Origin of the sequence: Pontibacillus yanchengensis, assembly GCF_009856295.1 — a bacterium.
GTDB lineage: Bacteria > Bacillota > Bacilli > Bacillales > BH030062 > Pontibacillus > Pontibacillus yanchengensis_A.
Genome location: NZ_WMEU01000001.1, coordinates 1,273,693 through 1,299,871, shown reverse-complemented (window position 1 = coordinate 1,299,871; position 26,179 = coordinate 1,273,693). Strand labels below are relative to the sequence as shown.

29 protein-coding genes are annotated in these 26,179 nt (G+C 37.4%); 17 read left to right on the top strand and 12 right to left on the bottom strand.

The window, feature by feature from the left end; genetic code table 11:
- Window positions 1-137 precede the first annotated feature (137 nt).
- A complete protein-coding gene (locus tag GLW08_RS06275; protein WP_160847666.1) occupies window positions 138-293 on the bottom strand; it encodes a YuzL family protein in 156 nt (51 codons plus the stop codon).
- Between the two features lie 122 nt (window positions 294-415).
- Between GLW08_RS06275 and GLW08_RS06270 the strand changes: the two genes are divergently transcribed.
- From GLW08_RS06270 to GLW08_RS06250, 5 genes are all read left to right on the top strand, one after another.
- A complete protein-coding gene (locus tag GLW08_RS06270; protein WP_160847665.1) occupies window positions 416-1,645 on the top strand; it encodes a metallophosphoesterase family protein in 1,230 nt (409 codons plus the stop codon).
- A gap of 3 nt (window positions 1,646-1,648) precedes the next feature.
- The gene (locus GLW08_RS06265; RefSeq protein WP_160847664.1) at window positions 1,649-4,585 is read left to right on the top strand and encodes an ATP-binding protein; all 2,937 of its coding nucleotides are present in this window, start codon (window positions 1,649-1,651) and stop codon (window positions 4,583-4,585) included.
- 98 nt (window positions 4,586-4,683) lie between these two features.
- Window positions 4,684-5,226 carry a GbsR/MarR family transcriptional regulator gene (locus GLW08_RS06260; RefSeq protein WP_036820508.1) on the top strand — a complete coding sequence of 181 codons (543 nt, stop codon included), beginning with the start codon at window positions 4,684-4,686 and terminating at the stop codon, window positions 5,224-5,226.
- Window positions 5,227-5,469: 243 nt separating this feature from the next.
- Window positions 5,470-6,426, top strand: coding sequence for a 3'-5' exoribonuclease YhaM (yhaM, locus tag GLW08_RS06255; RefSeq protein ID WP_160847663.1), 957 nt, complete (start codon window positions 5,470-5,472; stop codon window positions 6,424-6,426).
- A 94-nt stretch (window positions 6,427-6,520) separates the two neighbouring features.
- Window positions 6,521-6,733, top strand: coding sequence for a sporulation YhaL family protein (locus tag GLW08_RS06250; protein ID WP_237458319.1), 213 nt, complete (start codon window positions 6,521-6,523; stop codon window positions 6,731-6,733).
- Between the two features lie 179 nt (window positions 6,734-6,912).
- Here the strand turns inward: GLW08_RS06250 and GLW08_RS06245 are convergent, their stop codons facing one another.
- Window positions 6,913-7,788, bottom strand: coding sequence for a peptidylprolyl isomerase (locus GLW08_RS06245; RefSeq protein ID WP_160847662.1), 876 nt, complete (start codon window positions 7,786-7,788; stop codon window positions 6,913-6,915).
- A gap of 199 nt (window positions 7,789-7,987) precedes the next feature.
- Here GLW08_RS06245 and GLW08_RS06240 point away from each other — a divergent pair, with 199 nt between their 5' ends.
- Window positions 7,988-8,074, top strand: a complete 87-nt coding sequence (locus tag GLW08_RS06240; protein WP_036820520.1) for a YjcZ family sporulation protein — start codon at window positions 7,988-7,990, stop codon at window positions 8,072-8,074.
- Between the two features lie 112 nt (window positions 8,075-8,186).
- Here GLW08_RS06240 and GLW08_RS06235 read toward each other — a convergent pair whose 3' ends face one another.
- Together GLW08_RS06235 and GLW08_RS06230 are read right to left on the bottom strand one after the other, a co-directional pair.
- The gene (locus GLW08_RS06235; RefSeq protein WP_036820523.1) at window positions 8,187-8,366 is read right to left on the bottom strand and encodes a hypothetical protein; all 180 of its coding nucleotides are present in this window, start codon (window positions 8,364-8,366) and stop codon (window positions 8,187-8,189) included.
- Between the two features lie 144 nt (window positions 8,367-8,510).
- Entirely contained in the window at window positions 8,511-9,065 is a 555-nt protein-coding gene (locus tag GLW08_RS06230; protein ID WP_160847661.1) for a DUF3267 domain-containing protein, read from the bottom strand.
- 295 nt (window positions 9,066-9,360) lie between these two features.
- Here GLW08_RS06230 and GLW08_RS06225 point away from each other — a divergent pair, with 295 nt between their 5' ends.
- Window positions 9,361-9,702 carry a DUF1878 family protein gene (locus GLW08_RS06225; protein ID WP_337193901.1) on the top strand — a complete coding sequence of 114 codons (342 nt, stop codon included), beginning with the start codon at window positions 9,361-9,363 and terminating at the stop codon, window positions 9,700-9,702.
- Between the two features lie 79 nt (window positions 9,703-9,781).
- Here the strand turns inward: GLW08_RS06225 and GLW08_RS06220 are convergent, their stop codons facing one another.
- The gene (locus GLW08_RS06220) at window positions 9,782-10,354 is read right to left on the bottom strand and encodes an HTH-type transcriptional regulator Hpr (protein WP_160847660.1); all 573 of its coding nucleotides are present in this window, start codon (window positions 10,352-10,354) and stop codon (window positions 9,782-9,784) included.
- A gap of 248 nt (window positions 10,355-10,602) precedes the next feature.
- On the bottom strand, window positions 10,603-11,097 hold the full coding sequence (locus GLW08_RS06215) for a GbsR/MarR family transcriptional regulator (RefSeq protein ID WP_160847659.1): 495 nt from the start codon (window positions 11,095-11,097) through the stop codon (window positions 10,603-10,605).
- A 297-nt stretch (window positions 11,098-11,394) separates the two neighbouring features.
- On the opposite strand from GLW08_RS06215, the gene GLW08_RS06210 reads away from it, so the two are divergent.
- The 3 genes from GLW08_RS06210 (at window position 11,395) to GLW08_RS06200 (ending at window position 14,448) form a co-directional block, all read left to right on the top strand.
- A complete protein-coding gene (locus tag GLW08_RS06210; RefSeq protein WP_160847658.1) occupies window positions 11,395-12,624 on the top strand; it encodes a betaine/proline/choline family ABC transporter ATP-binding protein in 1,230 nt (409 codons plus the stop codon).
- The gene (locus GLW08_RS06205) at window positions 12,581-13,423 is read left to right on the top strand and encodes an ABC transporter permease (RefSeq protein ID WP_160847657.1); all 843 of its coding nucleotides are present in this window, start codon (window positions 12,581-12,583) and stop codon (window positions 13,421-13,423) included. The genes GLW08_RS06210 and GLW08_RS06205 overlap by 44 nt, the downstream gene beginning before the upstream one ends.
- A gap of 83 nt (window positions 13,424-13,506) precedes the next feature.
- Window positions 13,507-14,448, top strand: a complete 942-nt coding sequence (locus tag GLW08_RS06200; protein ID WP_160847656.1) for a glycine betaine ABC transporter substrate-binding protein — start codon at window positions 13,507-13,509, stop codon at window positions 14,446-14,448.
- Between the two features lie 534 nt (window positions 14,449-14,982).
- Here GLW08_RS06200 and GLW08_RS06195 read toward each other — a convergent pair.
- The 3 genes from GLW08_RS06195 to GLW08_RS06185 all read right to left on the bottom strand — a co-directional run bounded on the left by GLW08_RS06195 (window position 14,983) and on the right by GLW08_RS06185 (window position 16,702).
- A complete protein-coding gene (locus GLW08_RS06195) occupies window positions 14,983-15,408 on the bottom strand; it encodes a YtxH domain-containing protein (protein WP_160847655.1) in 426 nt (141 codons plus the stop codon).
- Between the two features lie 214 nt (window positions 15,409-15,622).
- Window positions 15,623-16,168, bottom strand: a complete 546-nt coding sequence (locus GLW08_RS06190; RefSeq protein WP_337193900.1) for a tryptophan transporter — start codon at window positions 16,166-16,168, stop codon at window positions 15,623-15,625.
- A 108-nt stretch (window positions 16,169-16,276) separates the two neighbouring features.
- Window positions 16,277-16,702 carry an HIT family protein gene (locus GLW08_RS06185; RefSeq protein WP_160847654.1) on the bottom strand — a complete coding sequence of 142 codons (426 nt, stop codon included), beginning with the start codon at window positions 16,700-16,702 and terminating at the stop codon, window positions 16,277-16,279.
- A gap of 550 nt (window positions 16,703-17,252) precedes the next feature.
- Between GLW08_RS06185 and GLW08_RS06180 the strand changes: the two genes are divergently transcribed.
- The 3 genes from GLW08_RS06180 to GLW08_RS06170 are packed head-to-tail and all read left to right on the top strand — an operon-like array spanning window position 17,253 to window position 19,982.
- Window positions 17,253-17,996: an ABC transporter ATP-binding protein gene (locus tag GLW08_RS06180; RefSeq protein WP_160847653.1), complete on the top strand. Its 744-nt coding sequence runs from the start codon at window positions 17,253-17,255 to the stop codon at window positions 17,994-17,996.
- On the top strand, window positions 17,989-19,206 hold the full coding sequence (locus GLW08_RS06175; RefSeq protein WP_160847652.1) for an ABC transporter permease: 1,218 nt from the start codon (window positions 17,989-17,991) through the stop codon (window positions 19,204-19,206). The genes GLW08_RS06180 and GLW08_RS06175 overlap by 8 nt, the downstream gene beginning before the upstream one ends.
- A gap of 59 nt (window positions 19,207-19,265) precedes the next feature.
- Complete coding sequence (locus GLW08_RS06170; protein ID WP_237458318.1) at window positions 19,266-19,982, top strand: EcsC family protein; 717 nt, start codon at window positions 19,266-19,268, stop codon at window positions 19,980-19,982.
- Here the strand turns inward: GLW08_RS06170 and GLW08_RS06165 are convergent.
- Window positions 19,979-21,151, bottom strand: coding sequence for an amidohydrolase (locus tag GLW08_RS06165; RefSeq protein WP_160847651.1), 1,173 nt, complete (start codon window positions 21,149-21,151; stop codon window positions 19,979-19,981). The two genes, GLW08_RS06170 and GLW08_RS06165, sit on opposite strands and share 4 nt — an antisense overlap.
- A gap of 225 nt (window positions 21,152-21,376) precedes the next feature.
- Entirely contained in the window at window positions 21,377-21,811 is a 435-nt protein-coding gene (locus GLW08_RS06160) for a ferritin-like domain-containing protein (protein WP_160847650.1), read from the bottom strand.
- A 111-nt stretch (window positions 21,812-21,922) separates the two neighbouring features.
- Here GLW08_RS06160 and GLW08_RS06155 point away from each other — a divergent pair, with 111 nt between their 5' ends.
- The 4 genes from GLW08_RS06155 (at window position 21,923) to GLW08_RS06140 (ending at window position 25,227) form a co-directional block, all read left to right on the top strand.
- Entirely contained in the window at window positions 21,923-22,600 is a 678-nt protein-coding gene (locus GLW08_RS06155; protein ID WP_160847649.1) for a phosphatase PAP2 family protein, read from the top strand.
- Between the two features lie 145 nt (window positions 22,601-22,745).
- Window positions 22,746-23,525 (top strand): cell wall-active antibiotics response protein LiaF, encoded by a 780-nt coding sequence (gene liaF / locus GLW08_RS06150; protein WP_160847648.1) that lies wholly within the window; start codon window positions 22,746-22,748, stop codon window positions 23,523-23,525.
- 9 nt (window positions 23,526-23,534) lie between these two features.
- Window positions 23,535-24,587 (top strand): sensor histidine kinase, encoded by a 1,053-nt coding sequence (locus tag GLW08_RS06145; RefSeq protein WP_160847647.1) that lies wholly within the window; start codon window positions 23,535-23,537, stop codon window positions 24,585-24,587.
- Complete coding sequence (locus tag GLW08_RS06140; protein ID WP_160847646.1) at window positions 24,580-25,227, top strand: response regulator; 648 nt, start codon at window positions 24,580-24,582, stop codon at window positions 25,225-25,227. Before GLW08_RS06145 ends, GLW08_RS06140 begins: the two co-directional genes overlap by 8 nt.
- Before the next feature lie 120 nt (window positions 25,228-25,347).
- Here GLW08_RS06140 and GLW08_RS06135 read toward each other — a convergent pair whose 3' ends face one another.
- Window positions 25,348-26,130, bottom strand: a complete 783-nt coding sequence (locus tag GLW08_RS06135; RefSeq protein ID WP_160847645.1) for a TerC family protein — start codon at window positions 26,128-26,130, stop codon at window positions 25,348-25,350.
- Between the last annotated feature and the right edge of the window lie 49 nt (window positions 26,131-26,179).

Sequence of the window (26,179 nt, the reverse complement as noted above, 5' to 3'; positions counted from 1 at the left end):
TAGTTGACCCAACAGGAATTGGAATTGGTCTTATTCAGCCAAAGGAATAAACTCATCATTACTAAAAAGAGCAAAATCCAAAGATGGAGCTTGCTCTTTTTATTTGTGCTATTTATTAAGCTGAACGTGAGTGTAAGTTAATCTTTTGCGGTGTTTTCCTTTTTGTATTGCATGTTGGTGGTTTGATGATCAGGTTCATTACGGAACTTTTCTACTGGTCCACTGTTAGGGGATCCTTTAACACTTGCTGCGCTTTTTCCACGCTCAGATGGATTCTTTTTTCGTTTAGCCATATGCTTCACCTCCACATCAATAGCTTCACCAGTTATAAGAAATATATGAAGCGAACGTGCATTCGTGTGCTTCGTTTGATACAATCAAATCAATGAGATTGAACAGAGAGGAGCTTCTTTGTATGAAGGGAAGCATTCGATTTTTGCATTGTGCTGACTTGCATATAGATAGTCCTTTTAAAGGCTATTATTATTTACCTGGTCCACTGTTCCGTGATGTGAGAGAAAGTACGTTTAAGGCGTTTGATAGGCTAATTAATCATGCTATTGAACAGCAGGTGGATTTTGTGTTGATGGCAGGTGATATTTTTGATCAGGATGGCAGGAGCTTGAAAGCACAACTCCATTTTAAAAAAGGTTTGGAACGATTAGCGGAATGTCGTATTCATACTTATGTCAGTCATGGTAATCATGATTATATGAATGCCACTTTTTATCCAATGACTTACCCCGAGTATGTGCATGTATTTGAAACCGAAGAGGTAAAGTCCTTTCCTTTTTATAAAAACGGGGAGAAATTGGCTGATATACATGGATTTAGTTATGAACAGCGAGCTGTTCACCACTCCAAACATCAAGATTTCACACCATCTTCTGAAGGTATCTATAATATAGGGATGTTACATGGTAGTCTATCTACAAATACAGAGCATGATGTGTATGCACCGTTTTCAATAGAGCAACTTCTTCAAAGAGGTATGGACTATTGGGCTTTAGGTCATATTCATAAAAAACAAGTACTACATAAGGATCCATACATTGTCTACCCAGGTAATATTCAGGGACGACATAGAAACGAACAAGGAGAGAAAGGGTGTTATATCGTAGATCTTTCTGAAAACACTACCTCTCTTACGTTTTGCCCCACAGAGAATATTCAGTTTAATGTTGAAACATTTCAAGTAGAAGAGCAAACGAACCTTCATGATTTAGAAACAACCGTTCAATCCTTGAAAGATGATAAACGAATGGAATGTGGGAAAGCATTCATAGAAGTAACGTTTCAAGGGTCTTTACCGTTTCCAAAAGGGCAAGAACAGTCGATGATAGATGAGCTGAAGGATATATGGAATGAACAGGAAGAAGAAGCAGCGGATTGGATATGGATTTCCCGGGTACATACTTCTATTACTCCTAATTGGGATCGTGAACAGTTGAGTAATGGCGCTCATTTTATAGGTGAATTGATTCGCCAGTTTGACAATCACCAAGATATCGAAGACCATTTGCATGAACTGTTATATCATAAGCATATGCGAAAATATCTACAACCCTTTTCGGAGGAAGAAAAGCAAGACTTATTAAACAGAGCAGAACAGCTATTGCTTCAGAAACTTTTGAAGGGGGAGTAGGGTATGAAGCTAATAGAAGTACATATATATGGCTTCGGAAAATGGGTGAATGAGACTATTCAATTTTCTGAGGAGGGACTTTCTTATGTGTACGGTAAAAATGAAGCCGGGAAGTCCACATTACATCAATTTATTCTATATATTTTATTTTCGCTTCCTCCAAGAAAGCTTCAAGCATTTAAGCCTCAAAGAGGAGGAGTAGTCGGAGGTAGCCTTGTGATTGAAACTCCTGCTTGGGGACGAATCAAAATTGAGAGGCAACCGGATAAATATGATGGGGAAGCACGTTGCTATACAAATAATGGGGAAGAAAAAGAAGAGTCTTTTTTGAAAGAACTTCTAAATGGAGTGGACCGATTTACATATGAGGCGATTTTTTCCTTTGGGCTTCATGATATTCAACATGTACAGCAACTACATTCAGATGACATTGGAGATATTTTATTCGGAATAGGAATGACAGGCTCAAGAGAAATTTATGACGTAGAGAAGAAACTGGAGAAAGAATTAGACCAAAGATTTAAAAAACAAGGCAAAAATCCACAACTCAATCAACAGTTAGTTTCTGTTAGAGAAAAGGAACAACTATTTCAAGCTTCTAAACAAGGAGAGGAACAATACGCATCACTGAAAAAGCAGGAAAATAATCTGCAAAACGAACTTGAGGCATTGCAGAACAAATATAAAGATGTAGAAACATCTATAGATGAACTAGAGAGGAAACAACAAGCTGTACAACCTTTGTTGGCTTACCAGCAGTTACAAGAAGAGGAAAAAGAATATGAGGAAGATCTTTCTTTTCCTGAGAATGGAATGGAACGCTACTATCATCTGAAAGATCAGTACCTCCCTTTAAAAAGTGAATTAGAAGTCATTGAACAAAATGAGAAAACGTATCGCGATAAGCAACGTGATCTCTATGAAGTTGATGAAAGAATCCTGGAATCGTTGAAGGATCTTGAGCAGAAAAAGCAGCGGAATGATGTAAAGAAAGAGCAAAGAGATCATCTCAATCAAGAAATTGAACAGCGTACTAAAAAGGTGAAAGATGAAATTGAGTCACTAGGTATTGAGCTTACCATTGATGATGTGGAAAACATTGAGTTCCCCTTTTACATAGAGGAACATTGGCAAATGCTTTCTAAGCAACAACGGGACATTGAGCTAGAAGACGAACAGTATCAACAACAGAAACGGGTTAATAAAGAACGGGAACAGCAACTCCTTTCGGAAAAAGAGACACTCGAACAATCTCTTTTATCTGAGCAAGTGTATGATCATTATCAAGCGGAAGTAGACAGACAATATGAACAGGACGTTCAACAAAAAATAGATAATCAGCACAAGCAGCAGCAAGATTCACTGGAAGCTTATCATCGACGCATAATCGCACTAACAAATCAAGTATTGATAGGAGTAGCAGTACTATTTGCCATTGGTATATCGATGAGTTTTCTCTTTAATAATTGGTGGTTTGGGATAGGAACTTTTGGACTGTTTGGAATTGTAGTAATGGGCGTGAGTATGATACGAAATTCTCTTCCTAATGTTGATACTAGTATCGGTGAGAAAATAGTTGATGAGAATGAATCATCAACAACTTCCTTAACTTGGTATAAGGAACAGCTTGCAACTCATGATAGGATTAAGACAGAACTTGAACAGTTTTCCTATCAAGTTCAACAATTACATGGTGAAATGATGAAGCTAGATGAGCGCTTTGCTTCTTTAGATAGACAGCGCCAACGCTTTTATCAACAGGTAGAAGAACAGATGGAGATGTATTCTTTTCTTCGTCATGTGGATTTGGATTTTTGGCCTAAAGCATACCAAAAGGTAATGAGCCATAAAGAATCACTTGAACATATAAGAGAGCAAGAACAAGATGTTCAACAACTGAAGAACGATATCTCTTCGTATGAGGAACAAGTAGAAACATTAGCTAGTCAAGTAGATATAGACACGAATGTTTCTATAGAAGAGAAAGAAAATCAGTTATTTCAACTCAAAGCCTTTATCCAAAAGCAATTAGAACTAAAAGACACTTACACAGAATGGCTTTTTACAATAGAACAACAGAAACAGGATGTTCGTGAAAAAATGAAGCCGTTCGAAGAAGAAATTCGAAAACTTTTTAGGTTTGCGAATGTTGAAGATGAGGAAGCTTATATACAAACAGGTAATAAGATTAATCGACTTTATGACATTAAGCATAACAAAAAGCAATATTATGAACAGCTTTATTCAATATATCTAAATAATGACAAGGTGAAATCATTATTGAGTTCCTCCTTAGATTCATCTTTCATTCAACAAGAACGGCAAGAAAAGACTAAACGTAAGCAAGAGTTGTCAAACCAAATTGATTCCGTCAGACAACAACTGTCAGATACATTGTCCCATTTGAGGACGTTAGAGGGAGATGAATCGATATCCAAGTACCGACATGAGTTAGAGTTTGAAAAAAGTTTATTAAAGGAACAAGCCATGGAGTGGGCAGTTTATAAAGTAGCGTATTCTATGTTGAGAAAGACTAAATCTACTTTTCAACAGGAACGTATGCCGATGGTACTTGAATATTGTAAGCAGTTTTTCTCCATCCTAACGAATAACACATATGTACATGTATTTGTTCCATCCTCGGAAGAAGGTTTGGTTGTAGAAACGCAATCTGGGGACCGATACACAGCGGAGCAATTGTCTCAAGGCACAAAGGAACAATTGTATGTAGCATTACGGTTATCTCTAAGCCGGGTAATGAGTGATCAGCATGGTATGCCATTCATCATAGATGATGCATATGTTAACTTCGATGAGGAACGAACGAAAGAATTTTTAACTTTACTTACTAACATTTCGCGTACACAACAGGTAATTGTGTTATCATGCAGACAGTATATTCAAGACATACTGAACAAACAACAGATTATTTTTCTATAAAAAAATAAGTTTTTATTTGTCATGTCCTCGCATGTTTGGAATAATAGTGATAAAATACTCTAGGTACATGTCGAATAAAGCTAGTGGAGGGTCGTCCATTGGTAGATAAAAAACAAGAATGGGCAGAATATGAAGAAACAATAGAAAAGTTTATCCAGGTGATTGCGAAGAATATGAACCTATACGGGATTACTTCCTCTGTAGGACGTTTGTATGGAACGTTATATTTCTCCGACTACCCAATGACGCTCGATGACATGCGTGATGCGCTAGAGATGAGCAAGACGAGTATGTCGACAGGAGTACGTTCTCTGTCAGAAATGAAAATGGTGGAGCCTGCTTTTCGAAAAGGAATTCGTAAGGACTTATATAAATCTGAAGAAGATTGGTATAAAGCATTCACCGCATTATTTGGCAATCGCTGGAGACACCATACGGAAACAAATATGGAAGAAGCAAATGAAACTATTTCGGAGTTGCGTTCCATTGCGGATAACTGTGATGATGAGGAGCTTGTAGGCAAAATTCAACGTGATATCGATCGACTTGAATACGCACAAAGCTATTATCGTTGGCTAATGAAGTTTATCCGTGTTGTTGAATCTGGTGAAATTTTCAAGTATGTTCCAAGAGAAGATTAGCGAGAGAAAGAGCGTGGCTTACACGCTCTTCTTTTTTTTTATAAGTAAAACTCTACCTAAAAAAGCACCACATCGAATATTGCTTAGGTCAATAAGTTGTGAGCTAGAACCGCGCGCCGTGTTCTTAGACATTCTTTTTTCTTTACACATAGGAAAAGTTTCATTACTCTAAAAGTAATTAGTATCAAAATCTATTTCGTCCATATATAAAACACATTGTAAACGCATGAGAGGAGGAACATTATGAAAAAAGGAATATCCAATCATCAAATAGGAGATGCCTTCGATGATTTTATGTTAATTAAGTCATCTACAAAAGGTGTTGCCAGTAATGGAAAACCATTTTTAACATTAGTTTTGCGTGATGCGACAGGTGAAATTGAAGCAAAATTGTGGGAAGCTACTAAGGAAGATGAGCAGACTTTCATTGCTGAAGAATTAGCTCGAATAACAGGAGAAGTCAACCAGTTTCGCGGTAAAGCACAATTGAAAATTCAGTCCATCAGACCAGCGCAACCTACAGATGGAGTGAAGGCATCAGATTTTGTGGAGAAAGCTCCTGTATCACAAGAGGACTTAATGGAACGAATTACAGAAGCTATATTTGAAATGAAGAATCCAAATCTTCAACGCATCACACGCCATTTTGTGAAGATGTATCAAGAAGCTCTGTTAACATACCCTGCAGCAGTAAAGAATCATCATGAGTACGTTTCCGGACTAGCCCACCATATTGTATCTATGCTAAATTTAGCCAAAGAATTAAAAGAGCTATATCCAGATTTGGATCAAGACCTTCTTTATGCTGGCATCATTTTACATGACCTAGGGAAGCTGAAAGAATTATCTGGAGCAGCGACTCCATCCTATACCTTAGAAGGGAAATTAATTGGTCATATCCCAATGATGGTAGAAGAAATCGGAGCAGTTGCCACTGAACTTGGAATAGACGGCGAAGAGGTAACCATGCTTCAGCACATGGTCTTGAGCCACCATGGCAAAGCAGAGTGGGGTAGTCCTAAACCTCCACTTATTCGAGAGGCAGAAATGCTTCATTTAATTGACTTGGTTGATGCAAAGATGAATATGTTAAATCGATCTTTAGATAAGGTGCAACCTGGTGAATTTACCGAACGATTATTCGCTATGGATAATCGGAGCTTTTATAAGCCTTTGTTTGCGGATCAGTACAAAGAATAGAAAAGCTCACTTATAGGGAGAAAGCAGACTCATAAGTCATAAGATGTACTTCAGTGCATATACATTTAGTAAACGTGGACAAGGGGGTACAGAAATGATGGAAATTGCCGGTTTTCCTTGGTGGGTGTTAGCTATCATCTTGTTTATGATCTTTTGTGGGTATATGGCTTATCGCGCTATGCGTGAGGACCAGAAAATGGAGAATCATTTTATTGAGCAAGAAGGACAAAAGTATATGGCACGCATTGAAGAAGCTAGACAACAAAAAGACGAAAATAAAGAGCACACAATGGCCTCCGGATCTTAAAAAACAAGCGCCCGCACAGCGCTTGTTTTTTTGTGGTGTTATAAAACGTAGGGGAAATGTACTGGAATAACCCATCCTGCATTATATATCTATAAACAACGGAGCTTTGTATGAGGAGAGTCCACAATGTGGACAAAACAAAAAAGAGGATATCCACAGGTTGGATATCCTTTTAAGCATTATTGTGCTGATTCTTTATTATCGAATATATCTTTGAATTCTTTAATTTTAATATCCACATTCGCATCCTTAATGATTTGATCTATGGATGTTTTTGCATCTGCATTATTGACTTGTTGTTTTTGGAGCTCTGACTTAATTTGGTCTCTCATTTCATCTAGTGGTTTTACATCTGTTTCTTTTTTGTCTGATACTTTAATGATATGCCAACCAAAAGACGATTGAACAGGATCACTCACTTCGCCTTCTTCAAGTGCATAGGCAGCATCTTCAAAGGCAGGATCCATTTTTCCTGGACCAAATGTACCTAAGTCTCCACCCTTTGAAGCGGAAGGACCAGTTGAATATTCTTTGGCAAGTTCAGCGAAACTTTTATTCCCTTCTTTTACCTTTTTGGCAACTTCTTTAGCTTTTTCTTCTGAATCAACAATAATGTGGCTTGCTTGTAGTTCAGTTTTCATACGCTCATAGCGTTGTTGAATGTCTTCATCACTAACTTCAACCTTTGCTGTAGCTGCTTTCTGCTGCAGTAAGCTATATTCTAGTACGGTTTTGAAATCTTCTTCGTTTTGGAAACCCATTTGCTGGAGAGCTTGGTCAAATTGATCACCGTATTGACTCTTATACCTTTCAAGCTCTTGTTCCACTTCTTCCTTTGTTACTTCAAAATCATCATTCAGTACTTCTTTAACAATCATTTCATGCAAAACTTGATCCCCGTAACGATCTTTCAGTTCCTCATAGAATTGTTCTTTCGTAATATTCCCATTTTTGGACTCAACAACTAACTCAGATTGGTCTGATTGAGATTGAGAACAAGCTGTTAAAGCTAGAACACTAGCAGCAAAAGTAGTGGCTAGAGTGAGTTTTTTCATATTCGTAAGCACTCCTATATGTAAATTAATTTCCATTTTAAGGGACAACCATATCATCAAAATACTATAACATATTGATGAATAAATCAATAGAAGTATGATGGATACACAAAACTTTTGAGAAATTGGGGCAAACGCCTATTCAGGTTTTTTTCTTACGCATAAGATATCTTAGTTAGTTGGAAAAGGAGGTGTTCTTATGAGTAAAGGTTATGGCGGAGGATTTGCCTTGATTGTTGTATTGTTCATCTTGTTAATCATCGTTGGTGCATCTTGGTTGTACTAGGAACCTCCTAAATACAGCGACAAAAAAAGAACTACCTAATCATTAGGTAGTTCTTTTTTCGTATGCACGAAAATGTCATGTGCGTTCTAATCGGTCTCTATTCCTTCTTAAGTTATGTGTACAACACTTCAACGTAAGAGGAAATGAGTAGAATTGTGATTAAAATATTGATGGTTCGAAATACTTTAGGTTGTTTTTCAGTTGCCATCTCTGTTTTCAGGCACAAAGAATGGGTAAGTGAATTAAACATGAATAAAATTAACAGCGCAAATGGTACAAAAAATACTGTCACGATTAAGAACCTCCTTTTGCACCTATGAAATTACTGTATCAAAAATTACATCTGTTGAACAGATTAAAGTTTTAACTAGCGAAAAAAACACCCTAAGCAGGGTGTTTTTTTATTAAAATCCTGGATATTACGTTTACACTCTCATTATTGTTTGTATCTGTCAATCAAGATGTCGTATCCATCTTTTGCATTTTCAATAATACATTTTTTTGGTGCAAGTAAGAATTGTCTTACACATAAGAAATCGGTAAAAGACAAGCCAATATTAACAGCAGTAAACACTAAGATATATGCGTAATAATTCGGGAATACGTAGCTAGTTACGATTCCCGGGATCGTCAAAAATAACGTTGGTGCTAATGCCATTAGAATAGACGTTTTCTTTGATAAAGTGGAAAACGTACGATATGAGAATGTCGGTAAGATACCACGCTTTAATTTCCAGCGAATACGCACTCGTTTATTTAGCAGTAAGAGCGGAATCATATGCATTAACTTGTGGATAATGGGAAGTAAGAATAACGCCACTGCTATCGGAAACAATCCATGATCTTTCACTGCTTGATGCTGGTGTAGCATAGAAACGGGTAAATATAAGAGAATAAATGAAAAAGTACCAAGTATAAGACTTAGTAAATAAATTCGATTTGAACCAAATTCTTTAGTGATGTTAAAGGATTTCCAGCAGTTTAAGTTCATCCTCATCAACCCCCTTATTGTGACAATCAATTCATATTTATAGTAAAATATCTTGTAGAATATTAATGTTATTTGTACATAAATAAGTAGGAAATTTAGTTGTGCATTTCCTTCGAAGAGAGAGTTTCAAAAGTACGCGTTTTTATTTAAAATATCATCAGTCCTATGGAATGATACGATGTTTTGAAGAAGAAATCAATAGGGTTTTTGTAAAAAGTTTTAGAAAGTCTTGAGACGCATCGTGACGAGGGTCACAAGCTGGAAAAATTGTAGTGCTAAAGAGGAGAGAATTGGTGTGGAGAATAAAGTGTATGACACAGAAATGATAGCATTTCATGTCAGGCTTCTATCGCAAATGTCTAAAACGGATCACTACCCGTTCACGAAGATGATTTTGGAAAAAGGGCTAAAAGAAGAGGAATATCAAGAGGTACTAAGCTTGTTACATACATTACAGAATATGTATGAGGAACAAAAAGAAGAAGGCCTATTAGATTACACATCTCTGCTCATTCATTTTGCTGGTATGTTAAATATGAAACTACATCCGGATGACACAATGGATGCTTTACATAAAGAAGGAAAGTACGAAGAGTTGATGGAGGAGTTTAAAAAATGCTTAGTGAATGTAATATAGTATGTATATATGCTCTACTAGTTAAATGTAATACTGCCCGTAGTTAGGAAAGACATAAAAAGAACAGGAATAAAAGAGATTATTCCTGTTTGAGAATACTTGCGTTTGTGAAGAAATCTTCCTCATCATAGAATTCTTCTTCAATATTATTCATGGAACGTTCTAATATCTCTAAGTATTCCGGTCCATAAATCTCTCTTATAAGTGCTACTAAGTCTAAGAATTCTGGAAATTTACCATAAAGTTCTTTCAACGGTTGTGTACCAGTTAACAAGGAGTTATTTTCTGGATTATACGTTTTCATCGTTTCTAGAAGCAATGCTTCTCCTTGTTCTGTTAATTGAATATACGTATTACGCTTGTCATTCTCCCTTTTCGAAAAAGTAAGTAGTTCTCTTTCTTCCAATTTTTTAGAGAAATTAAATGCTGTTGAAACGTGCATGACTCCAAATTTAGATACCTCAGAAACACTTGCTCCTTTAAGGTGATACGCAATCCAAAGAATGTGATGTTCATTTATATTTAAATTAAACGGCTTGATCCATTGTTGCCAATCTTTTTCTATTGTTTTCCATAGAGCCTTACTTAGTTGAGCCATTTTATGGCTGAATAAGATGGCTTCATGAATTGACGAACGCTCTTCTTGACTCATCTAGTACCCCTCCCTCGCATAAAAAATAACCTTTCCTATACAACATTCACTTATATTATCTCAGGAAAACGTCTCAGTTGAAAATAATCATGCGTAAAAAAATACATATTAAATTATTAAATTCTTATGAAAGTTGATGTGAAAGAACATAAATGAGTTGAAAATTTTGAATGGTAAAATCCCCCACATCTAAAAAAACAAACGGGGGGGATAACTAATGAGAAAGAGAGAAGCTAAGAAGTGAAAAATTAATGATCAAGTTTTTCAAATGCTTTCGTAATTAAACAGTGAAATTCAATCATTTCATCAAGACGCTCTTTAAGATCATTTACGTATTCAGTTTGTATGTTTCCTTGTTCTCTTTCTAAAAGTGTCTTCGTTTCTTCTAGTGATTGCTTCTGTCTACAAGCTGCATCAAGCCAGCGTTGAACATAAGAAGCCATAAATTTTGGGAAAAGGTTATCATTTGCTTGATATAAATCTTTTCTTACTCCTTTTTTCCAAACCCGTTCGACTAAATTTAAGTCGAGAAGGGTTCGGATTCCAGTGCTCATGGAAGTCTTGCTTTTTGCTAGCGCTTCGCTCATTTCATCAAGGGTCATCGGTTCGCCTTCTATGTATAAAGTTACAAATAGTCTTGCTTCTGAAGGAGTAAGACTAAACATTTCTAATGTCTTTGAAAATTCTGTGACAGCATTATATTGTACTTCACTAAGTACAGTATCATTGTCCATATTGGGCATTGGAAGGTCCTCCTTCTCTCATACTATTCCTACCCTACTATAAATGAGAGAAAATAGAAAATAACAGATTGGATAGCATTTTAGAGAAAAAAAGAGGAAAATGAAGCTTTCATGTTCAAAAGTTTGTTCAGTTTCAACTGTACGTTTAAAATATTCATATTTAAAAGTATTTATAGTTTGTTCATTTGTTATTTATCATATATAGTATAAAAGGTAGTTGTTCAACAAACACGTAAACACGTAGTTACAAAAAGACGTCCAAAAGTACTAGTCAAAACGTAAGAGGGGTGAGCATTAGTGCCGATCATCAAAGTAGAAAACTTATCAAAGATTTTCGGTAAGAATCCTTCCCAAGCACAAAAATTGCTTGATGAAGGTTATGGAAAAGAAGAAATACTTGAGAAAACAGGTAATACAGTCGGTGTAAATCGATGTAATTTTGAAGTAGAACAAAGTGAAATATTCGTTATTATGGGACTTTCTGGTAGTGGTAAATCTACACTAGTCCGTTTACTTAACCGTCTGATTGAACCAACAGAAGGTAGTGTTTATATTAATGACGATAATCTCTCCAAAATGAGCAGCAAAGACTTGAGAGACATTCGTCGTAAGAAAATGAGTATGGTTTTCCAAAGCTTCGCTTTATTCCCATACCGTACTGTTCTAGAAAATGCCGAATTTGGTCTAGAGGTACAAGGTATCGATAAAAGCAAAAGAGCTGAAAAATCGAAAGAGGCGCTTGAATTAGTAGGACTAGGTAGTTTCATAAATCAATATCCTGGTCAACTTTCAGGAGGTATGCGCCAGCGTGTTGGTTTAGCACGAGCATTAGCCAATGATCCAGAAGTGCTATTAATGGATGAGGCTTTCTCTGCACTTGACCCATTGATTCGTAAAGAAATGCAAGATGAACTATTGGATATTCAGGAACGTATGCAGAAAACAATCATCTTCATTACACACGATTTGGACGAAGCACTTCGTATCGGTGATCGTATTGCATTAATGAAAGATGGTTCGATTGTACAAATCGGTTCCCCTGAAGAAATATTAGTAAACCCAGCAAATGATTATGTAGAGAAATTCGTTGAAGACGTAGATCGTTCCAAGGTCTTAACTGCACAACATATTATGAAACGCCCAGAGACGGTGAACATAGAAAAACATGGTCCTCGTGTAGCTCTAGAGCGTATGAGAGAAGAAGGACTGTCTAGTATTTATGTTACAGATCGTTCACGTAACCTAAAGGGCTATGTAACAGCTGATAAAGCTTCAGAAGCGAAGCAAAACAATATAACAGACCTAAATCAAATTATGGTAACTGATGTACCAACAGCTTCTCTTGAAACATCTATGAATGAGATTTTTGACATGATTCATGATTCTCCAGTACCAATTGCTGTTGTAGAAGATGGGAAATTACGAGGAGTTATTGTACGTGGTGCTGTAATAGGAGCGCTAGCTGGAAGTGAGGTGTCATTGAATGAAGATCATCGAAACGATTCCGATGAAACAGTGGATCAGTAATTTAACAGACTGGATTACAGATAATTTTGAATTCTTATTCGAGCCAATCAAAGATAATTTAGGTGCCTTTATTGAATGGCTTAGTGAAACACTACAATGGATAAACCCATGGTTGTTCATTGCTTTGATTGCCATTTTGGCCTTCTTTGTTACAGGTAAACGTATTGGTTTAGCGATTTTTGCTTTCATAGGTTTATGGTTTATATTCAACCAAGATCTATGGCAAGACTTAATGGATACATTCTCACTCGTTATAACCTCGAGTATTATATCCGTAATTGTAGGTGTTCCATTTGGGATATGGATGGCGAAAAGTAGGGTCGTAGAGGCAATTATTACACCAGTTCTCGACTTTATGCAGACGATGCCAGCCTTTGTATATTTAATCCCAGCCGTTGCCTTCTTTGGTATCGGAATGGTTCCAGGGGTGTTTGCATCTGTTATTTTCGCAGTACCTCCAACTGTTCGTTTTACGAACTTAGGTATTCGCCAAGTATCGAAAGAATTGATTGAAGCATCAGAAGCCTTTGGTACAACAGGATTTCAGAAGTTATTTAAAGTTCAGCTGCCTATGGCAAAGAAAACCATTATGGCAGGTATTAACCAAACAGTAATGCTTGCACTTTCCATGGTTGTTATTGCATCCATGATTGGTGCAGAAGGTCTAGGTCAAAAAGTAATTGAATCCTTATCACGTAACAATGTTGGACTAGGCTTCGTAGCTGGTGTAAGTATCGTTATTCTAGCGATTATTATTGACCGTTTCACTCAAAGCCTTAACACGCAAAAGGGTGAATAAAGAAATTGTTTTTGCTCTTTTTCTTCTTTAAGGAAAAGTCAAAATATAGGGAAGTACATTTAAAAAAAAGGGGAGTATCAATTATGTTTAATTTAAACTGGAAACGTCTAGGTTTGGCGGCTGGTTTGTCACTTTCAATCGTAGCTGCAGGTTGCGGTTCTTCTGATGGAGGATCATCTGATTCTGGTTCATCCAATGGAGATAGCGCTGAAGGTGGAGAATCGAAAGCTGCTATTGGAGAAGAACTTGATTACACAATCACTGGTATCGACGCTGGTGCAGGTGTTGTGAAGACATCTGAAAAAGCAGTAGAAGAATATGGTCTTGAAAACTGGGAAGTACAAACTTCTTCTGGTGGAGCTATGACGGAAGCACTAGGCAACGCTATTGAAGACGAAGAGCCAATCATTGTTACAGGTTGGACACCACACTGGAAGTTCGCTAAATATGACCTTAAATATCTAGAAGATCCAAAAGGTGTGTTTGGTGGCGAAGAGCAAATCAAGACAATGGTAAAAACAGGTCTTAAAGAAGAGAAACCAAATCTATATAAGATTCTAGATCAGTTCAAATGGTCTTCTGAAGAAATGGGTAAAGTCATGCTTGCACGAAAAGACGGAACTCCAATCGAAGAAGCTGCTAAGAATTGGGTTAAAGAAAACTCTGACAAGGTAAGCGAATGGACAAAAGGAACAGAAAAAGTCGATGGTACGAAAGCGAAACTTGTTTATGTATCTTGGGACTCTGAGATTGCTTCTACAAACGTAATTGGCGAAGTACTTCGTCAACAAGGTTTCGAAGTTAAGCTTACTCAACTGCAAAACGCCGCTATGTGGCAAGCAGTTGCTGAAGGCGAAGCTGACGGTATGGTAGCTGCATGGTTACCAGGTACTCACGGCGATCTTTATGAGTCAAATAAAGACAGCCTAGAAGATCTTGGTGCGAACCTTGAAGGTGCAAAAATCGGTCTAGTTGTTCCGAAATACATGGATATCAGCTCTATTGAAGACCTGAAATCTGAATAAATACTTCACAAAAAAAGCCCTGCTCATTTGAGCAGGGCTTTTTTGCTGTATAGCCAGGAAATTATAAAAGTGTTGGTTTGTGTATAAATTAATAAGTTATAGAGGCCACGTCCAGCTCCGATCGACTAAAAAACTTCCTGTACCTCCTTACAATAAGTCAACATCTAATCGCTATCGCTCCTTCGTGTTTCCTTTATCTCATACGGATTCAGGGGGAGTTCTCGAGTGATGGAAGTTCGATTAAGACCGGCTGCATTGTGCAGCAACATCGAACCAATCCGCGCTCTTTGGCAGCAGCTTGTACGTTGCTAAGCGGGCACTTCCGCTTTTGTTCCTTGTACTTTTATAGGGGCAGGATATAAATTTACAAAAGGAAGATTTGCTAAGTTTTTTATTCCCACTCATTGTCATAATACTTAAACATTAGATATTTCATAAGTAGATGGAATTGTACCGAGCAAATTTTTCCAAGGGGTGTCTCTCCCCTACATTAAAAAAGCCTACTACAGATAGTAGCAGGCTTTGTGTTTGGATTTAATGTTGTTCTTCGTCTTCGGCAGCTGCCGGAGTTGGAGGATGCTCTTGGACTTGGATTTCATTTTGGTTTTGGTTTGCTTTTTCTTCTAATTCTTTTAAGCTATCCTCAATTTCTTGAAGGTGTTTTTGAATATTACGTTGGTGGGGCTCAATTGTTTGCTTCCAGCTTTCAATTGACTGCTTAATGTCAGAAGAAAGATCTTTTAGTAGAATAGCTCCTTCTTTTGAGGTTTGAGCAATTTGTTCGGTAAGTTCCCTGCCTTCACCTTTTAAATTGGTTATGGTATCTTTCAAACGTGTAGAGGTATCTTTTGCTTGGTTTCGGATTTGATTGCCTGAAGAAGGAGTAGAAAGTAATGTTGCTGCTGCACTTACAACGCCTCCTACAACAAATCCTAGCACTAATGATTTACTTTTTCCCATATTCAAAACTCCTTTCTAGCTACTATTATATCCGTTTTTTAAGTGCCTGTAGAGGTATAAATGTCATTTCCTTTTAGAAAATTCAAAGTTTTATAAGCATATGTATGATGGATTATACATCCTCCCTACAAGCAACGACGCTTACTTAATTCATTATTCCCTATATGATTTAAATAAAAACCCCTGACTTCACGTCAGGGGTGGAAAAGTAAAATTATGATGCTTTAGATGAAATTTGCGCAATTCGTGTGCGTGCAAAAATCTTTTGGACAATTGGATAAATGACAATCATTGCTACTGTATTAAAAGCAGCTGTTGGAAGTACAACAGCCAAGAATAGAGCACTAAATGTGGTTTCTACAAGACCAATGAGCATTACAGCTACAAATAAAAAGATTGTTCCACTTATGAGTGTGCCGAAAGCTGTAAGGATAGGTGCTAGTTTGTTAGAGCTCATAACTTTGCTTAAAGCAACATATACTCCAAAAAATAGTAAAGCTGTAATAGGTTTATCAACTACATTTGCAATTTGTCCACCAGGTACGGATGTCGTTAGAGCAGAAATACCGCCTGTTACGAAGGATAGCAACATTACATAAGGAAGCTTAGGAAATAATAGAATACCCAAGAACATCATGACAAGAAGCATATCCGGCTTCATACCAAATAAAATCGGTGGAGCAAAAATGTGTAAAACAGCTCCAATACCTACAAGCAATGACAATAATACTAAGATACGTGTGTCCAAACGATTACTCATGTTCATCTCTCCTCTTCTAATCTAAACTCGTCTACTTTCCAACTGTGTCCTCGTGACCAGTTGCGAAAGTCTACTATCATTTTAACAAATAATAAAAAAAAGTAAACGTTACTTCACTTGTTCCGCAATGGAGGAAGCAATCGATTGAAGGTCCTCATTAGAATAGTCATCTGTATGGGTTTCCCACTTCGCCCCAAAGCCATCATTACTACCATAACGAGGAATGAGATGAATATGAAGGTGAAATACAGACTGACCTGCAGCTTCCTCATTGTTATTTAGCATGTTTAAGCCTACTGGGTTGAATGCTTCTTTAATTGCATTAGCAACTTTTGGCACACGAGAGAAAAGCTGCTCAGCGGTTGTAGCATCTGTTTCATATATGTTTTTTGTGTGCTGCTTTGGAATAACTAGTGTATGACCTTTTGTTGTTTGACTAATATCAAGGAACGCATACACAAACTCATCTTCATATACCTTGGCAGATGGAATATCTCCATCCATTATTTTACAGAATATACAATCTTGACTCATGTTATTTCCTCCTCTTCCTAACTTTAATGTCATTTGTTGAGTTTATATTACCAAAGATATGTATGACTTCCAATTAAAAAGCAGAGTACCTCATAAGAGGTACTCTGCGGGGGAAGACTTGAATGAACTGTCCTTCATCTATCCAGTATGAGTGGATAGTACGGGGACTACTCTGCCACGCGTGGGGTTGCCACTAGGATGTTAAACCAACGATAAGTGATTTAACAAATGATCGTGAACAAAGCTTGCGAATATACCTGCTGTCAACACCTCATTTAATTAGTAAATGTGTGTGAATCAATCTCAAACCGAGTGGTGGAGATCATAATCAGCTTGGTCTTTCACTGACACCTCATTTCGATTGTTAAGCCTAAACTTAAAAACCTTTAAACAAGTTACAGTGATTGCTTTGGACAGTTCATCCTGTCGCCTTCAATAGTATTATGTGCAATGATTTCAATTCTATCCGAAAAAAATCATCTTTTTTTGGCAAAGTTGCAGGGGAATGATAAAATTTGAAGAAGTGAAAGAATGGAAAGAGGGATGAACAATGGATTCATTATTACATATAGAAAACGTCGTCGGTGGATATACACATAAAAACGTTCTCCATGGAATTTCGTTTGATATCCAACCAGGAGAAATTATGGGACTTATCGGTTTGAATGGAGCGGGAAAAAGTACAACCATCAAGCATATCATTGGCCTCATGCAACCAAAAGAAGGAAAAGTAATGATTAATGGGCAAACGTTTCAACAAGATCCAGAACAGTATCGTAGCCAATTCTCTTATATACCAGAGATGCCAGTTTTATATGAAGAGCTTACCTTGAAGGAGCATTTACGTTTAACCGCAATGGCCTATGGTCTTTCTGAAGATACATTTGAAGAACGTTTACAGCCACTCTTAAAGGAATTTAGAATGGAAAAGAAACTGAATTGGTTTCCGGTTCACTTCTCCAAAGGTATGCGTCAAAAGGTAATGATCATGTGTGCTTTCTTAGTAGAACCTTCTCTCTATATTGTGGACGAACCTTTTGTGGGACTGGATCCTTTAGGAATTCAATCCTACCTCCAGTTAATGAACAACATGAAGGCTCAAGGGGCAGGTGTATTAATGTCCACACACATTTTAGCAACTGCTGAACGTTATTGCGATCGTTTTGTTATTCTTCATGATGGAGAGGTTCGTGCCAAAGGGACGCTAGAAGAATTGCGAACTTCCTTTAATATGCCAGGTTCTACTTTAGATGATATCTATGTAGAACTCACAAAGGAAGATGAACATGCTTAATGCTCAAGAGCTTTGGAGGAATCGGTTAAATAATCATTCGAAGGAGATGGGGCGATATTTACGTCTCATGTTTAATGATCACTTTGCGTTTGCGATGTTTTTCTTTTTAGCTGGCTTAGCTTATGTTTATCAGCAATGGCTCGCAGATTTATCAAATGGTTTTCCATCTGCCTTGGTCATTGCCGTTATTCTTGGGCTGCTTCTTACGTATAGCCCTATTCGAACAATGCTGAAAGAAGCAGATTTGGTGTTTCTCTTGCCGGCAGAGGCTCAACTGGGTTCCTTTTTTCGAAATGGAATTATTTACAGCTATATCACGCATCTATTTACGCTTTTATTCATTTTCGTAGCACTAGGGCCGTTATATTTTACTACCTATCCCGAACGTAGTGGATCTGATTTTCTAGTATTAGGTGTAGTTGTAGTCGTATTTAAAGCTTGGAATATCTTGAGCCATTGGTGGGAAATCAATAGTCGTGTTGGTTGGAGTGGATATATAGACCCCATCTTTCGTACCTTGCTAAACGGCTTGACTATTTATTTTATTGTAGTTGGCAATGCATGGATATTTGCTGTAATAACAACACTTCTTTTCTTTGGAGTAATGATGTACGACTATACGCTTGCAAAAAAACGTAGAGGCATAGCATGGGATTTACTTATAGAGAAGGAACAAGCAAGAATGCAGACCTTCTACCGTATCGCGAATTTATTTACAGATGTTCCACATTTGAAAAAAACCATCAAGAAACGTCATTGGCTCGCAGGATTGGTTAAATCTCCAATTCCATTTCAGCAAAATCAAACATTCGATTACATGTATCGCATTACGTTTGTTCGTAGTAGTGATTATTTAGGGATGTATGTTCGACTATTGGTCATTGCTGGAGCTCTTGTTTATTGGGTACCTAACTTTTGGTTCCAGCTTGGATTTGCTTTTTTATTCTTATACATGAGTGGTTTTCAAATGGTCACACTTTGGCATCATCATAAACAGTTAGAGTGGCTAGACCTCTATCCAGTACCATTAGAGCAAAGAAAACGGGCATTATTAAAATGGTTGTTCCAACTAATGCTTGTGAAAACGTTCGTATTAGGTATCGTATTTCTATTGCTATGGAACTTATTAGGGGTCGCAATCGTATGGGTTGGTGGAGCAATCTTTAGTTATGGAATGGTTTATAAATATTTAGTTCATCGTATGAATTGATGACAAAACTCGGCACGTTTTCGTGGCGAGTTTTTTACTAATAAAAAGGAGGGTGGACATTGGAAGAAACACATTATGAAGCTAAAGTAAGAGAGGAAGCAAATCGATGGGTTAAGCAAATGGAGAAAAAATCCTCCATCATTCAAAGACGATCCAAGCACATACAATCCATCATTAACAAAAAGGTACCAGACCAAGTTCATAGTGTCGTTACCGAAAGTGTGAAGCAGATGATTCAGCTTGCCTTAACGAGTTCAAAGTATATTTATAAAGTGGAAATAAAAGAACACGCAACACTAGAAGAAAGAGAAGAGATGATTAAAGAAAGACTGAGACAGTATAAACGTACAGCTGCATTAGAAGGAGCTGGGACAGGTGCGGGTGGTATATTACTAGGTGCAGCCGATTTCCCCCTATTGCTCAGTATTAAGATGAAGTTTCTGTTTGATGTCGGTCAATTATATGGATATGACGTAACCAAATACGAGGAGCGGATGTATTTGTTGCATTTGTTTATTCTTGCTTTTTCGAGTGATGAGCAGAAAAAGTCGGTGCTTCATACAGTGGTACATTGGGAGAAAGAAAAGCTAGAGTGGAGAGAGGTTGATTGGAAAACGTTGCAAATAGAATACCGAGATACGATTGATTTTGTGAAAATGATGCAACTTATACCGGGAATCGGAGCACTTGTGGGAGCCTGGGGGAATTATCGATTATTAGAGAAGCTTGGGGAGACGGCAATGAATGGGTACCGCCTCCGTATGCTCTCTTCTTAATGTTGGTTCTGATAAGCTAAATACGATTGAAACAGTGTTTTCGCACTTAAAGGTAAGGCACGCTCATCAAAATCAAATTTAGGGTGGTGGTGGGGATAGATGTGACCTTCTTTTTGTGCGCCTGTGAAATAAAAAGCCCCTGGACGTTCAAGCATGTAGTAAGAGAAATCTTCTCCTGTCATAACCGGGGATACATACTCAGCTCGCTCGATACCAGGTGTATTAGCTGCAGCGTTTAACACTAAATCAGCTTCTCTTGGATGATTCACTAGTGGAGGATAGCCTCTCGTGTAATAAAATTCATAGGAAGCATCATGAGCAACACAAGCTCCTTTAATGTGTTTCTCCATTTCTTGAATAACGGTTTCTTGAATCTCCTGGTTAAAGGTTCGAACCGTACCTTTCAACGTAGCTGTGTCAGCAATGACGTTAAATGCTTTGCCAGCTTCGAACGTACCAACCGTAACAACAGCAGAGTTCAGAGGATCAATTTTTCTGCTAACGATTTGCTGGAGAGAAGTAACAAGCTGTGAACCAATTAAAATGGCATCCTTCGTTTGGTGAGGCTGAGCACCGTGGCCACCTTTACCTTGAATCGTGATTTCAAAAGCATCTGCACCAGCGAAGAAGGATTCAGGAGCTGTTTCCACGGCTCCTACAGGCGTGTTGATCCATAAATGCGTTCCAAATACTGCATCGACTCCATTCAGTGCTCCTGCTTCAATCATAGGTTTTGCACCACCAGGTGTGATTTCTTCTGCATGCTGATGTAGGAAGACGACAGTTCCAGGTATGTCATCCTTGTAAGGAATAAGAGCTTTGGCTAAGCAAAGCAGAGCAGCAGTATGTCCGTCGTGGCCGCAAGCGTGCATCACGCCAGGTACAGTAGACTTGTATGGAGCGTCTTTTGCATCTTGAATAGGAAGCGCATCAAAATCGGCGCGGAGTGCAACCGTTTTACCAGGTTTCCCCCCTTCAAGTTTCGCTATAACTCCATTTCCACCAACTTGACTTTGATAAGGCATTCCTAACTCTTCGTAAAAGGAAGCAATGTACTTAGCCGTTTTCGTTTCGTGAAAAGAAAGTTCAGGATATTGGTGAAGGTAGCGTCTAATATGTACCATTTCTTCATACAATCCATCAAGGTCTTGCATTAGTTTATCCCACATCTATTCTCATCCTTTCTTTTGAAATAGTATAACAAAAAAACAAGCTTGTGATTAAGAGAAGGTCTTATGTATTTCTTTTATTTTTTATAAGAACAAAAGCGCAAGCGCGCGGTTTTGCCCACAGGGTTGGTTCATCTATAACTTACTTAGTTATACACAAGCCAATATTTTTATAATTTCGCTAGATAGTAAAAAAACCTCCACAATCGTGGAGGTTTCAACAAATTAAGAAAGGCGTGGATCGGCTAGTAGACGTTCCATTTCTTCCATATGCCCAGTTTCGTCAGCAATCATATCGTCTAGCTTAACAACTAGTTCTGTATAACCTAGTTCTTCAGCTTGTTTCTTACGTGTTTCATAACGCTGAATAGTGTCTTTCTCAGCGCGTCGAGCTTCTTCTAACATATCTTTCACATCTGAAAGTTGTTTCACTTCCGCTGGCTTAGTAGTTGGGGTACCACCAAGTGTTTTGATTTTCTCAGCTAAGTAAAGTGCGTGACCTTGTTCGTCAGCAATTTCTCCTTCAAAGAACGGTTTTAATACTTGATAATAAAGTCCTTGTACAGTTGCTGCATTGTACGTGTACATGATACTTGCTGCATATTCGTGTGCTAAGTCTTCGTTTAATCCATCAATTAGTTCTTGTAGTTTAGCATCCATTTTTTCATCACCTCAATAAATATTTTTTGCACATATATAAAATTCCCACATAAAAAAAATCTAAACATATTCCTAAAATAAGGATAAAATGAGATGAGAAGGAAGTGTGATATGAATCAAATTAATCGAAAAAAATTGACTCTCATTTTTACATGTTTATTAACTATTGGCTTTACTATAACTCTTACTGTTTTTGTCGATAGAGGAGGACAATTCCCTTTTGATCTATGGTCTGCAGAAAGTCTTTATGAAGTAGGGGGAAATACGTGGATTCATTCCATATTCATTTATATAACGAAACTGGTTTCTCGCACGGTAATCATTGTTCTTTCCTTATTAATTGTTAGTTTTTTGCTTATGAAGCGAGATTGGTTAGCGGCCATTATGATGTCCTTAGGGGTTTATTTCGGAAATGAGTTAAACGAAGTAATCAAAGGTATTGTTAAACGACATCGCCCATCTAGCTTAGAATCACTCCATGAGGCAGGGTATAGTTTTCCGAGTGGACATGCTATGGTCGCTGTTATTTTTTATAGTTTGGCTGCTTATTTTCTTGCACGATACTTTAAATCAAACGTAATTAGGCAATACCTATTTTTTAGTGCTTACATAATCGTTTTACTAATAGGCATCAGTCGCTACATTTTATCTGCTCATTACTTAACAGATGTCATTGGAGGATTTCTATTTGGTATCTTGTTTGTAAACGTTTGGATTGTCCTACATAGAGTGGTTAGCAACTTTTCATTCCTTTCTCCGCCTAGAGACCGAGATAAAAACATCCTGTAGCAGGTGTAAGCTTGTTTGTATCTCAACTATAATATGTAGTAACAGGAATTCAGCATATAATTCCTTCATAAATAAAGGGAAAATGACTTAAGTATCTAATAAGGTAGAATAGATTATTTTCCCTTGGGATAAAAGGATGATACCAATGAAAAAACATAATTTGTTCACGTATATCATCGCACTCGGCTTTATAGCTCTTGGTGCTTTTCTAATATTGACAAACCTCGACATTATTTCCTTGGAAATATCGAATGCTTTTCATTTTAGCTATCCATTTTTTATTTTCGGTATGGGGGTGTTTATTATCTTAGACACCATTCGAGGAAATCAAGACGGATTAGGATTTGGATCATTTTTAATAGTATTTGGTGGGTTATTGATAGCAGACCGATTTGACTATGTGGAATTTAATTTCTTAGAATTTTGGCGATTATGGCCATTGCTATTCATTTATATCGGAATAAGCTTCTTTTCCCCATCCAAGAAAAAAAAGAAACCAAAAGTATATGTATCTAAAGATAATGATGTTGATGATGAATATATTAAGAAAAAGCACAAGAAAAAGCGAAACGTGGCCATAGGAGATCATCGTTTTGATCAACCCAATTGGAACGTAGAATCGATGGATCTATGGAATGTCATTGGTGATTACCATGTTGATTTTACGAAAGCTTTTATACCGGATCAAGAAACATCAATTAGCATTTCTGGAGTCATTGGTGATGTGAAAGTCATTATACCAGAACATGTTGACTTCCAGATTCATGCAACTATTAAAACCGGTGATATCAGAGTGTTAGATGAAAAATCAGAGGGGCTAAACCGTGACATTCATTTTAAAACCCCTGGTTATGAAGAAGCCACAAAAAAGCTTGATTTAGATGTTCATTTCAAAATTGGTGACATTAAAGTAGATAGAGTGTAGGTGACCGAAATGTTGAAAAAATTGAATAGCATTCGATATAAGTTCATACGTTCTCATTTGTATGCTTTGTTTCTAACAACGATGATTTTGTTATCTTTCTTTTTAGCTATCTATGTTACGTATGAACCTTCTTGGCTAACAGCAACTTCCATATTCCTTTTTGTAGGGAGTATGGTTTTAGTATCATTTTTTGTTTCTTTATATGTAGGATTTCAATCAAGTAGTGATATGAAGGAGCGATTAGGTGGAATCTCTACTCTGATTACCTCTTTATCTCAAGGCAATTATGGTTCTTCTATACGATTAACCCCAGATGATGAAATATCGAGAATTGGTACAGAGTTAAATGAACTTGCCAAGAAGCTTAAGAGTCAAGTGAAGTCGTTACAAAGAATGGCTGATGAGAAATCAGAGTACGCTAAATCAGCTCATAAGGCAGCAACAATCGAGGAGCGACAAAGACTTGCGAGAGACTTACATGATGCTGTTAGTCAGCAACTGTTTGCGCTTACTATGATGTCACAGGCTACATTGCGTCTATTTGAAAAAGATCCTGCTAAAGCTAAGCAACAACTTGAGGAAATTACTTCGATGGCATTACAGGCACAAACAGAGATGAGAGCTTTATTGCTCCATTTACGACCTGTCCACCTTTCAGGAGAACCACTACATCAGGGTGTGCATAATTTAATTAAAGAACTTAAACAAAAGTGCCAAATCGAATTTGATCTTGAAATGGATGAAGCAGTAGGGATTTCTGATGGAGCGGAAGAACATCTATTTCGCATTGTTCAGGAAGCACTTTCCAATATTTTGCGTCATTCAGAGGCCACTGAAGTGATTGTATCTTTACATATGCGTCATGAAGAATTATTTCTTCATATAGGAGATAATGGGAAAGGTTTTGAAATAGACCAAGATAAGAAGATGTCATATGGTTTAAAGACGATGCGTGAGCGTTGTGAAGAAATTGGTGGGACGTTTGCTATTCGTTCTAAACAACATGCGGGAACGTATATTGATATTCGAATTCCGGTACAGGAGGAGCATGCTTATGAGTAATCAGATACGAGTTGTTGTAGTGGATGATCACGATGTTGTTCGAAAAGGGGTCATTGCGTATTTGATGACGGAGGAAGAGTTAGATATTGTTGGAGAAGCCTCAAGTGGTCATAAAGGAGCAAAGCTTGTTTTGGAAGAAAAGCCCGATGTTGTTCTTATGGATTTAATCATGGAAAATGGCAATGGAATTGAAGCGACAGAACAAATCATGAAGGATCTACCAAGTTGCAAGATTATTATTCTAACAAGCTATTATGATGACGAAAAAGTATTTCCAGCGCTAGAAGCAGGAGCTTTTAGTTATATGCTAAAAACCTCCTCAGCCGACCAAATAGCCGACGCAATTAAAAAGGCTGCAAAGGGAGAAACATATATTGAACCGAAAGTTGCAAATAAAATGATGACACGGTTTCGTTCTCAAGAGAGAAAGCCTCATGAAGAATTGACCGGAAGAGAGCTAGAAGTTTTAATGTGTATTGGCGATGGTTTAACCAATCAAGAGATTAGTGACAAGTTATATATTGGGATAAAAACAGTTAAAACACATGTGAGCAATATTTTAAGTAAATTAGCAGTTCAGGATCGAACACAAGCCGCAGTGTATGCGCATAAGAATGGTTTGTTCAAAAAAGGACAATAAATATATTATTGCAATAATAAAGGCAAAGAGGTTTCAGAACCTTCTTGCCTTTTTATTGAAATACATGAGATTTGGCGTGTAGATGTCTAGCGCAAGCTTTATGTCATTCAAAGCTTTTCTCTACGAAGAGGAATATTGTTCTTTTGATTGTGCAGTACTCGAACTGCTTTTCTTAGCCATGATGATGGAAATAACTACAACAAGAAGCATCACACCCCAGAATGTAGCTTTCCACCAAGGGCTGTGCGTAAACCCTTCCTGTATTAGTCCTAATTTCACATTTTCATGCGCCATCGTATGGAGGGCAAGCTTAACTCCTACCCAGGCAACAATAATGAAAGCAGCCTTCTCAATAGTAGGGTATTTTTTCATGTACTTAACAATATAATTAGCGGCAAATCGAATAAATGCTAAACCAATAGCCATACCAATAAATACGACAATGAACTTTCCACCGTCCATGCCTCCAAGCTGGGGGATTGAAGTTCCTGGTAAGGATACAGCGATTGCCACTGCTGCTAATATTGAATCAATCGCAAATGCTATATCTGTAAGTTCCACTTTGAAAATTACTTTCCACAGGCTTTGGTTTTGATTGATAGTAGAAGAGCTAGCGTCATTCTCTTTACTATTCTTGATGATATGTTTTATACCTAGATAAATAAGGTATGCAGCACCAATAGCTTGTATTTGCCAGATGTTCACGACGAAAGATATAGCAAACAACGCAGCAAATCTAAATACATAGGCACCTACAATACCATAGAATAAGGCTTGTTTCCGTTTCTTTTCAGGTAAATCTTTTACGAGAACTCCCATCACAAGTGCATTGTCAGCAGATAATAGCCCTTCTAGCCCTATGATAACAAGAAGAGCCCAACCATACTCTAGCCAGATACCCATCTTAAATGCCTCTCTTCTATTAAGTGTGTGTACGGTTCACCGGTTCCCA

What these genes read in the sequence shown, in the direction of transcription:
- GLW08_RS06185 (WP_160847654.1), bottom strand. Translation starts at nt 16,702, where the DNA reads ATGAGTCAAGATTGTATATTCTGTAAAATAATGGATGGAGATATTCCA.
- yhaM (WP_160847663.1), top strand. Translation starts at nt 5,470, where the DNA reads ATGAAAAAAGGAATATCCAATCATCAAATAGGAGATGCCTTCGATGAT.
- GLW08_RS06175 (WP_160847652.1), top strand. Translation starts at nt 17,989, where the DNA reads ATGCTTAATGCTCAAGAGCTTTGGAGGAATCGGTTAAATAATCATTCG.
- GLW08_RS06270 (WP_160847665.1), top strand. Translation starts at nt 416, where the DNA reads ATGAAGGGAAGCATTCGATTTTTGCATTGTGCTGACTTGCATATAGAT.
- GLW08_RS06200 (WP_160847656.1), top strand. Translation starts at nt 13,507, where the DNA reads ATGTTTAATTTAAACTGGAAACGTCTAGGTTTGGCGGCTGGTTTGTCA.
- liaF (WP_160847648.1), top strand. Translation starts at nt 22,746, where the DNA reads ATGAAAAAACATAATTTGTTCACGTATATCATCGCACTCGGCTTTATA.
- GLW08_RS06230 (WP_160847661.1), bottom strand. Translation starts at nt 9,065, where the DNA reads ATGAACTTAAACTGCTGGAAATCCTTTAACATCACTAAAGAATTTGGT.
- GLW08_RS06250 (WP_237458319.1), top strand. Translation starts at nt 6,521, where the DNA reads ATGATGGAAATTGCCGGTTTTCCTTGGTGGGTGTTAGCTATCATCTTG.
- GLW08_RS06275 (WP_160847666.1), bottom strand. Translation starts at nt 293, where the DNA reads ATGGCTAAACGAAAAAAGAATCCATCTGAGCGTGGAAAAAGCGCAGCA.
- GLW08_RS06155 (WP_160847649.1), top strand. Translation starts at nt 21,923, where the DNA reads ATGAATCAAATTAATCGAAAAAAATTGACTCTCATTTTTACATGTTTA.
- GLW08_RS06220 (WP_160847660.1), bottom strand. Translation starts at nt 10,354, where the DNA reads ATGAGTCAAGAAGAGCGTTCGTCAATTCATGAAGCCATCTTATTCAGC.
- GLW08_RS06145 (WP_160847647.1), top strand. Translation starts at nt 23,535, where the DNA reads ATGTTGAAAAAATTGAATAGCATTCGATATAAGTTCATACGTTCTCAT.
- GLW08_RS06140 (WP_160847646.1), top strand. Translation starts at nt 24,580, where the DNA reads ATGAGTAATCAGATACGAGTTGTTGTAGTGGATGATCACGATGTTGTT.
- GLW08_RS06160 (WP_160847650.1), bottom strand. Translation starts at nt 21,811, where the DNA reads ATGGATGCTAAACTACAAGAACTAATTGATGGATTAAACGAAGACTTA.
- GLW08_RS06245 (WP_160847662.1), bottom strand. Translation starts at nt 7,788, where the DNA reads ATGAAAAAACTCACTCTAGCCACTACTTTTGCTGCTAGTGTTCTAGCT.
- GLW08_RS06215 (WP_160847659.1), bottom strand. Translation starts at nt 11,097, where the DNA reads ATGCCCAATATGGACAATGATACTGTACTTAGTGAAGTACAATATAAT.
- GLW08_RS06205 (WP_160847657.1), top strand. Translation starts at nt 12,581, where the DNA reads ATGAAGATCATCGAAACGATTCCGATGAAACAGTGGATCAGTAATTTA.
- GLW08_RS06195 (WP_160847655.1), bottom strand. Translation starts at nt 15,408, where the DNA reads ATGGGAAAAAGTAAATCATTAGTGCTAGGATTTGTTGTAGGAGGCGTT.
- GLW08_RS06135 (WP_160847645.1), bottom strand. Translation starts at nt 26,130, where the DNA reads ATGGGTATCTGGCTAGAGTATGGTTGGGCTCTTCTTGTTATCATAGGG.
- GLW08_RS06180 (WP_160847653.1), top strand. Translation starts at nt 17,253, where the DNA reads ATGGATTCATTATTACATATAGAAAACGTCGTCGGTGGATATACACAT.
- GLW08_RS06190 (WP_337193900.1), bottom strand. Translation starts at nt 16,168, where the DNA reads ATGAGTAATCGTTTGGACACACGTATCTTAGTATTATTGTCATTGCTT.
- GLW08_RS06165 (WP_160847651.1), bottom strand. Translation starts at nt 21,151, where the DNA reads ATGTGGGATAAACTAATGCAAGACCTTGATGGATTGTATGAAGAAATG.
- GLW08_RS06265 (WP_160847664.1), top strand. Translation starts at nt 1,649, where the DNA reads ATGAAGCTAATAGAAGTACATATATATGGCTTCGGAAAATGGGTGAAT.
- GLW08_RS06240 (WP_036820520.1), top strand. Translation starts at nt 7,988, where the DNA reads ATGAGTAAAGGTTATGGCGGAGGATTTGCCTTGATTGTTGTATTGTTC.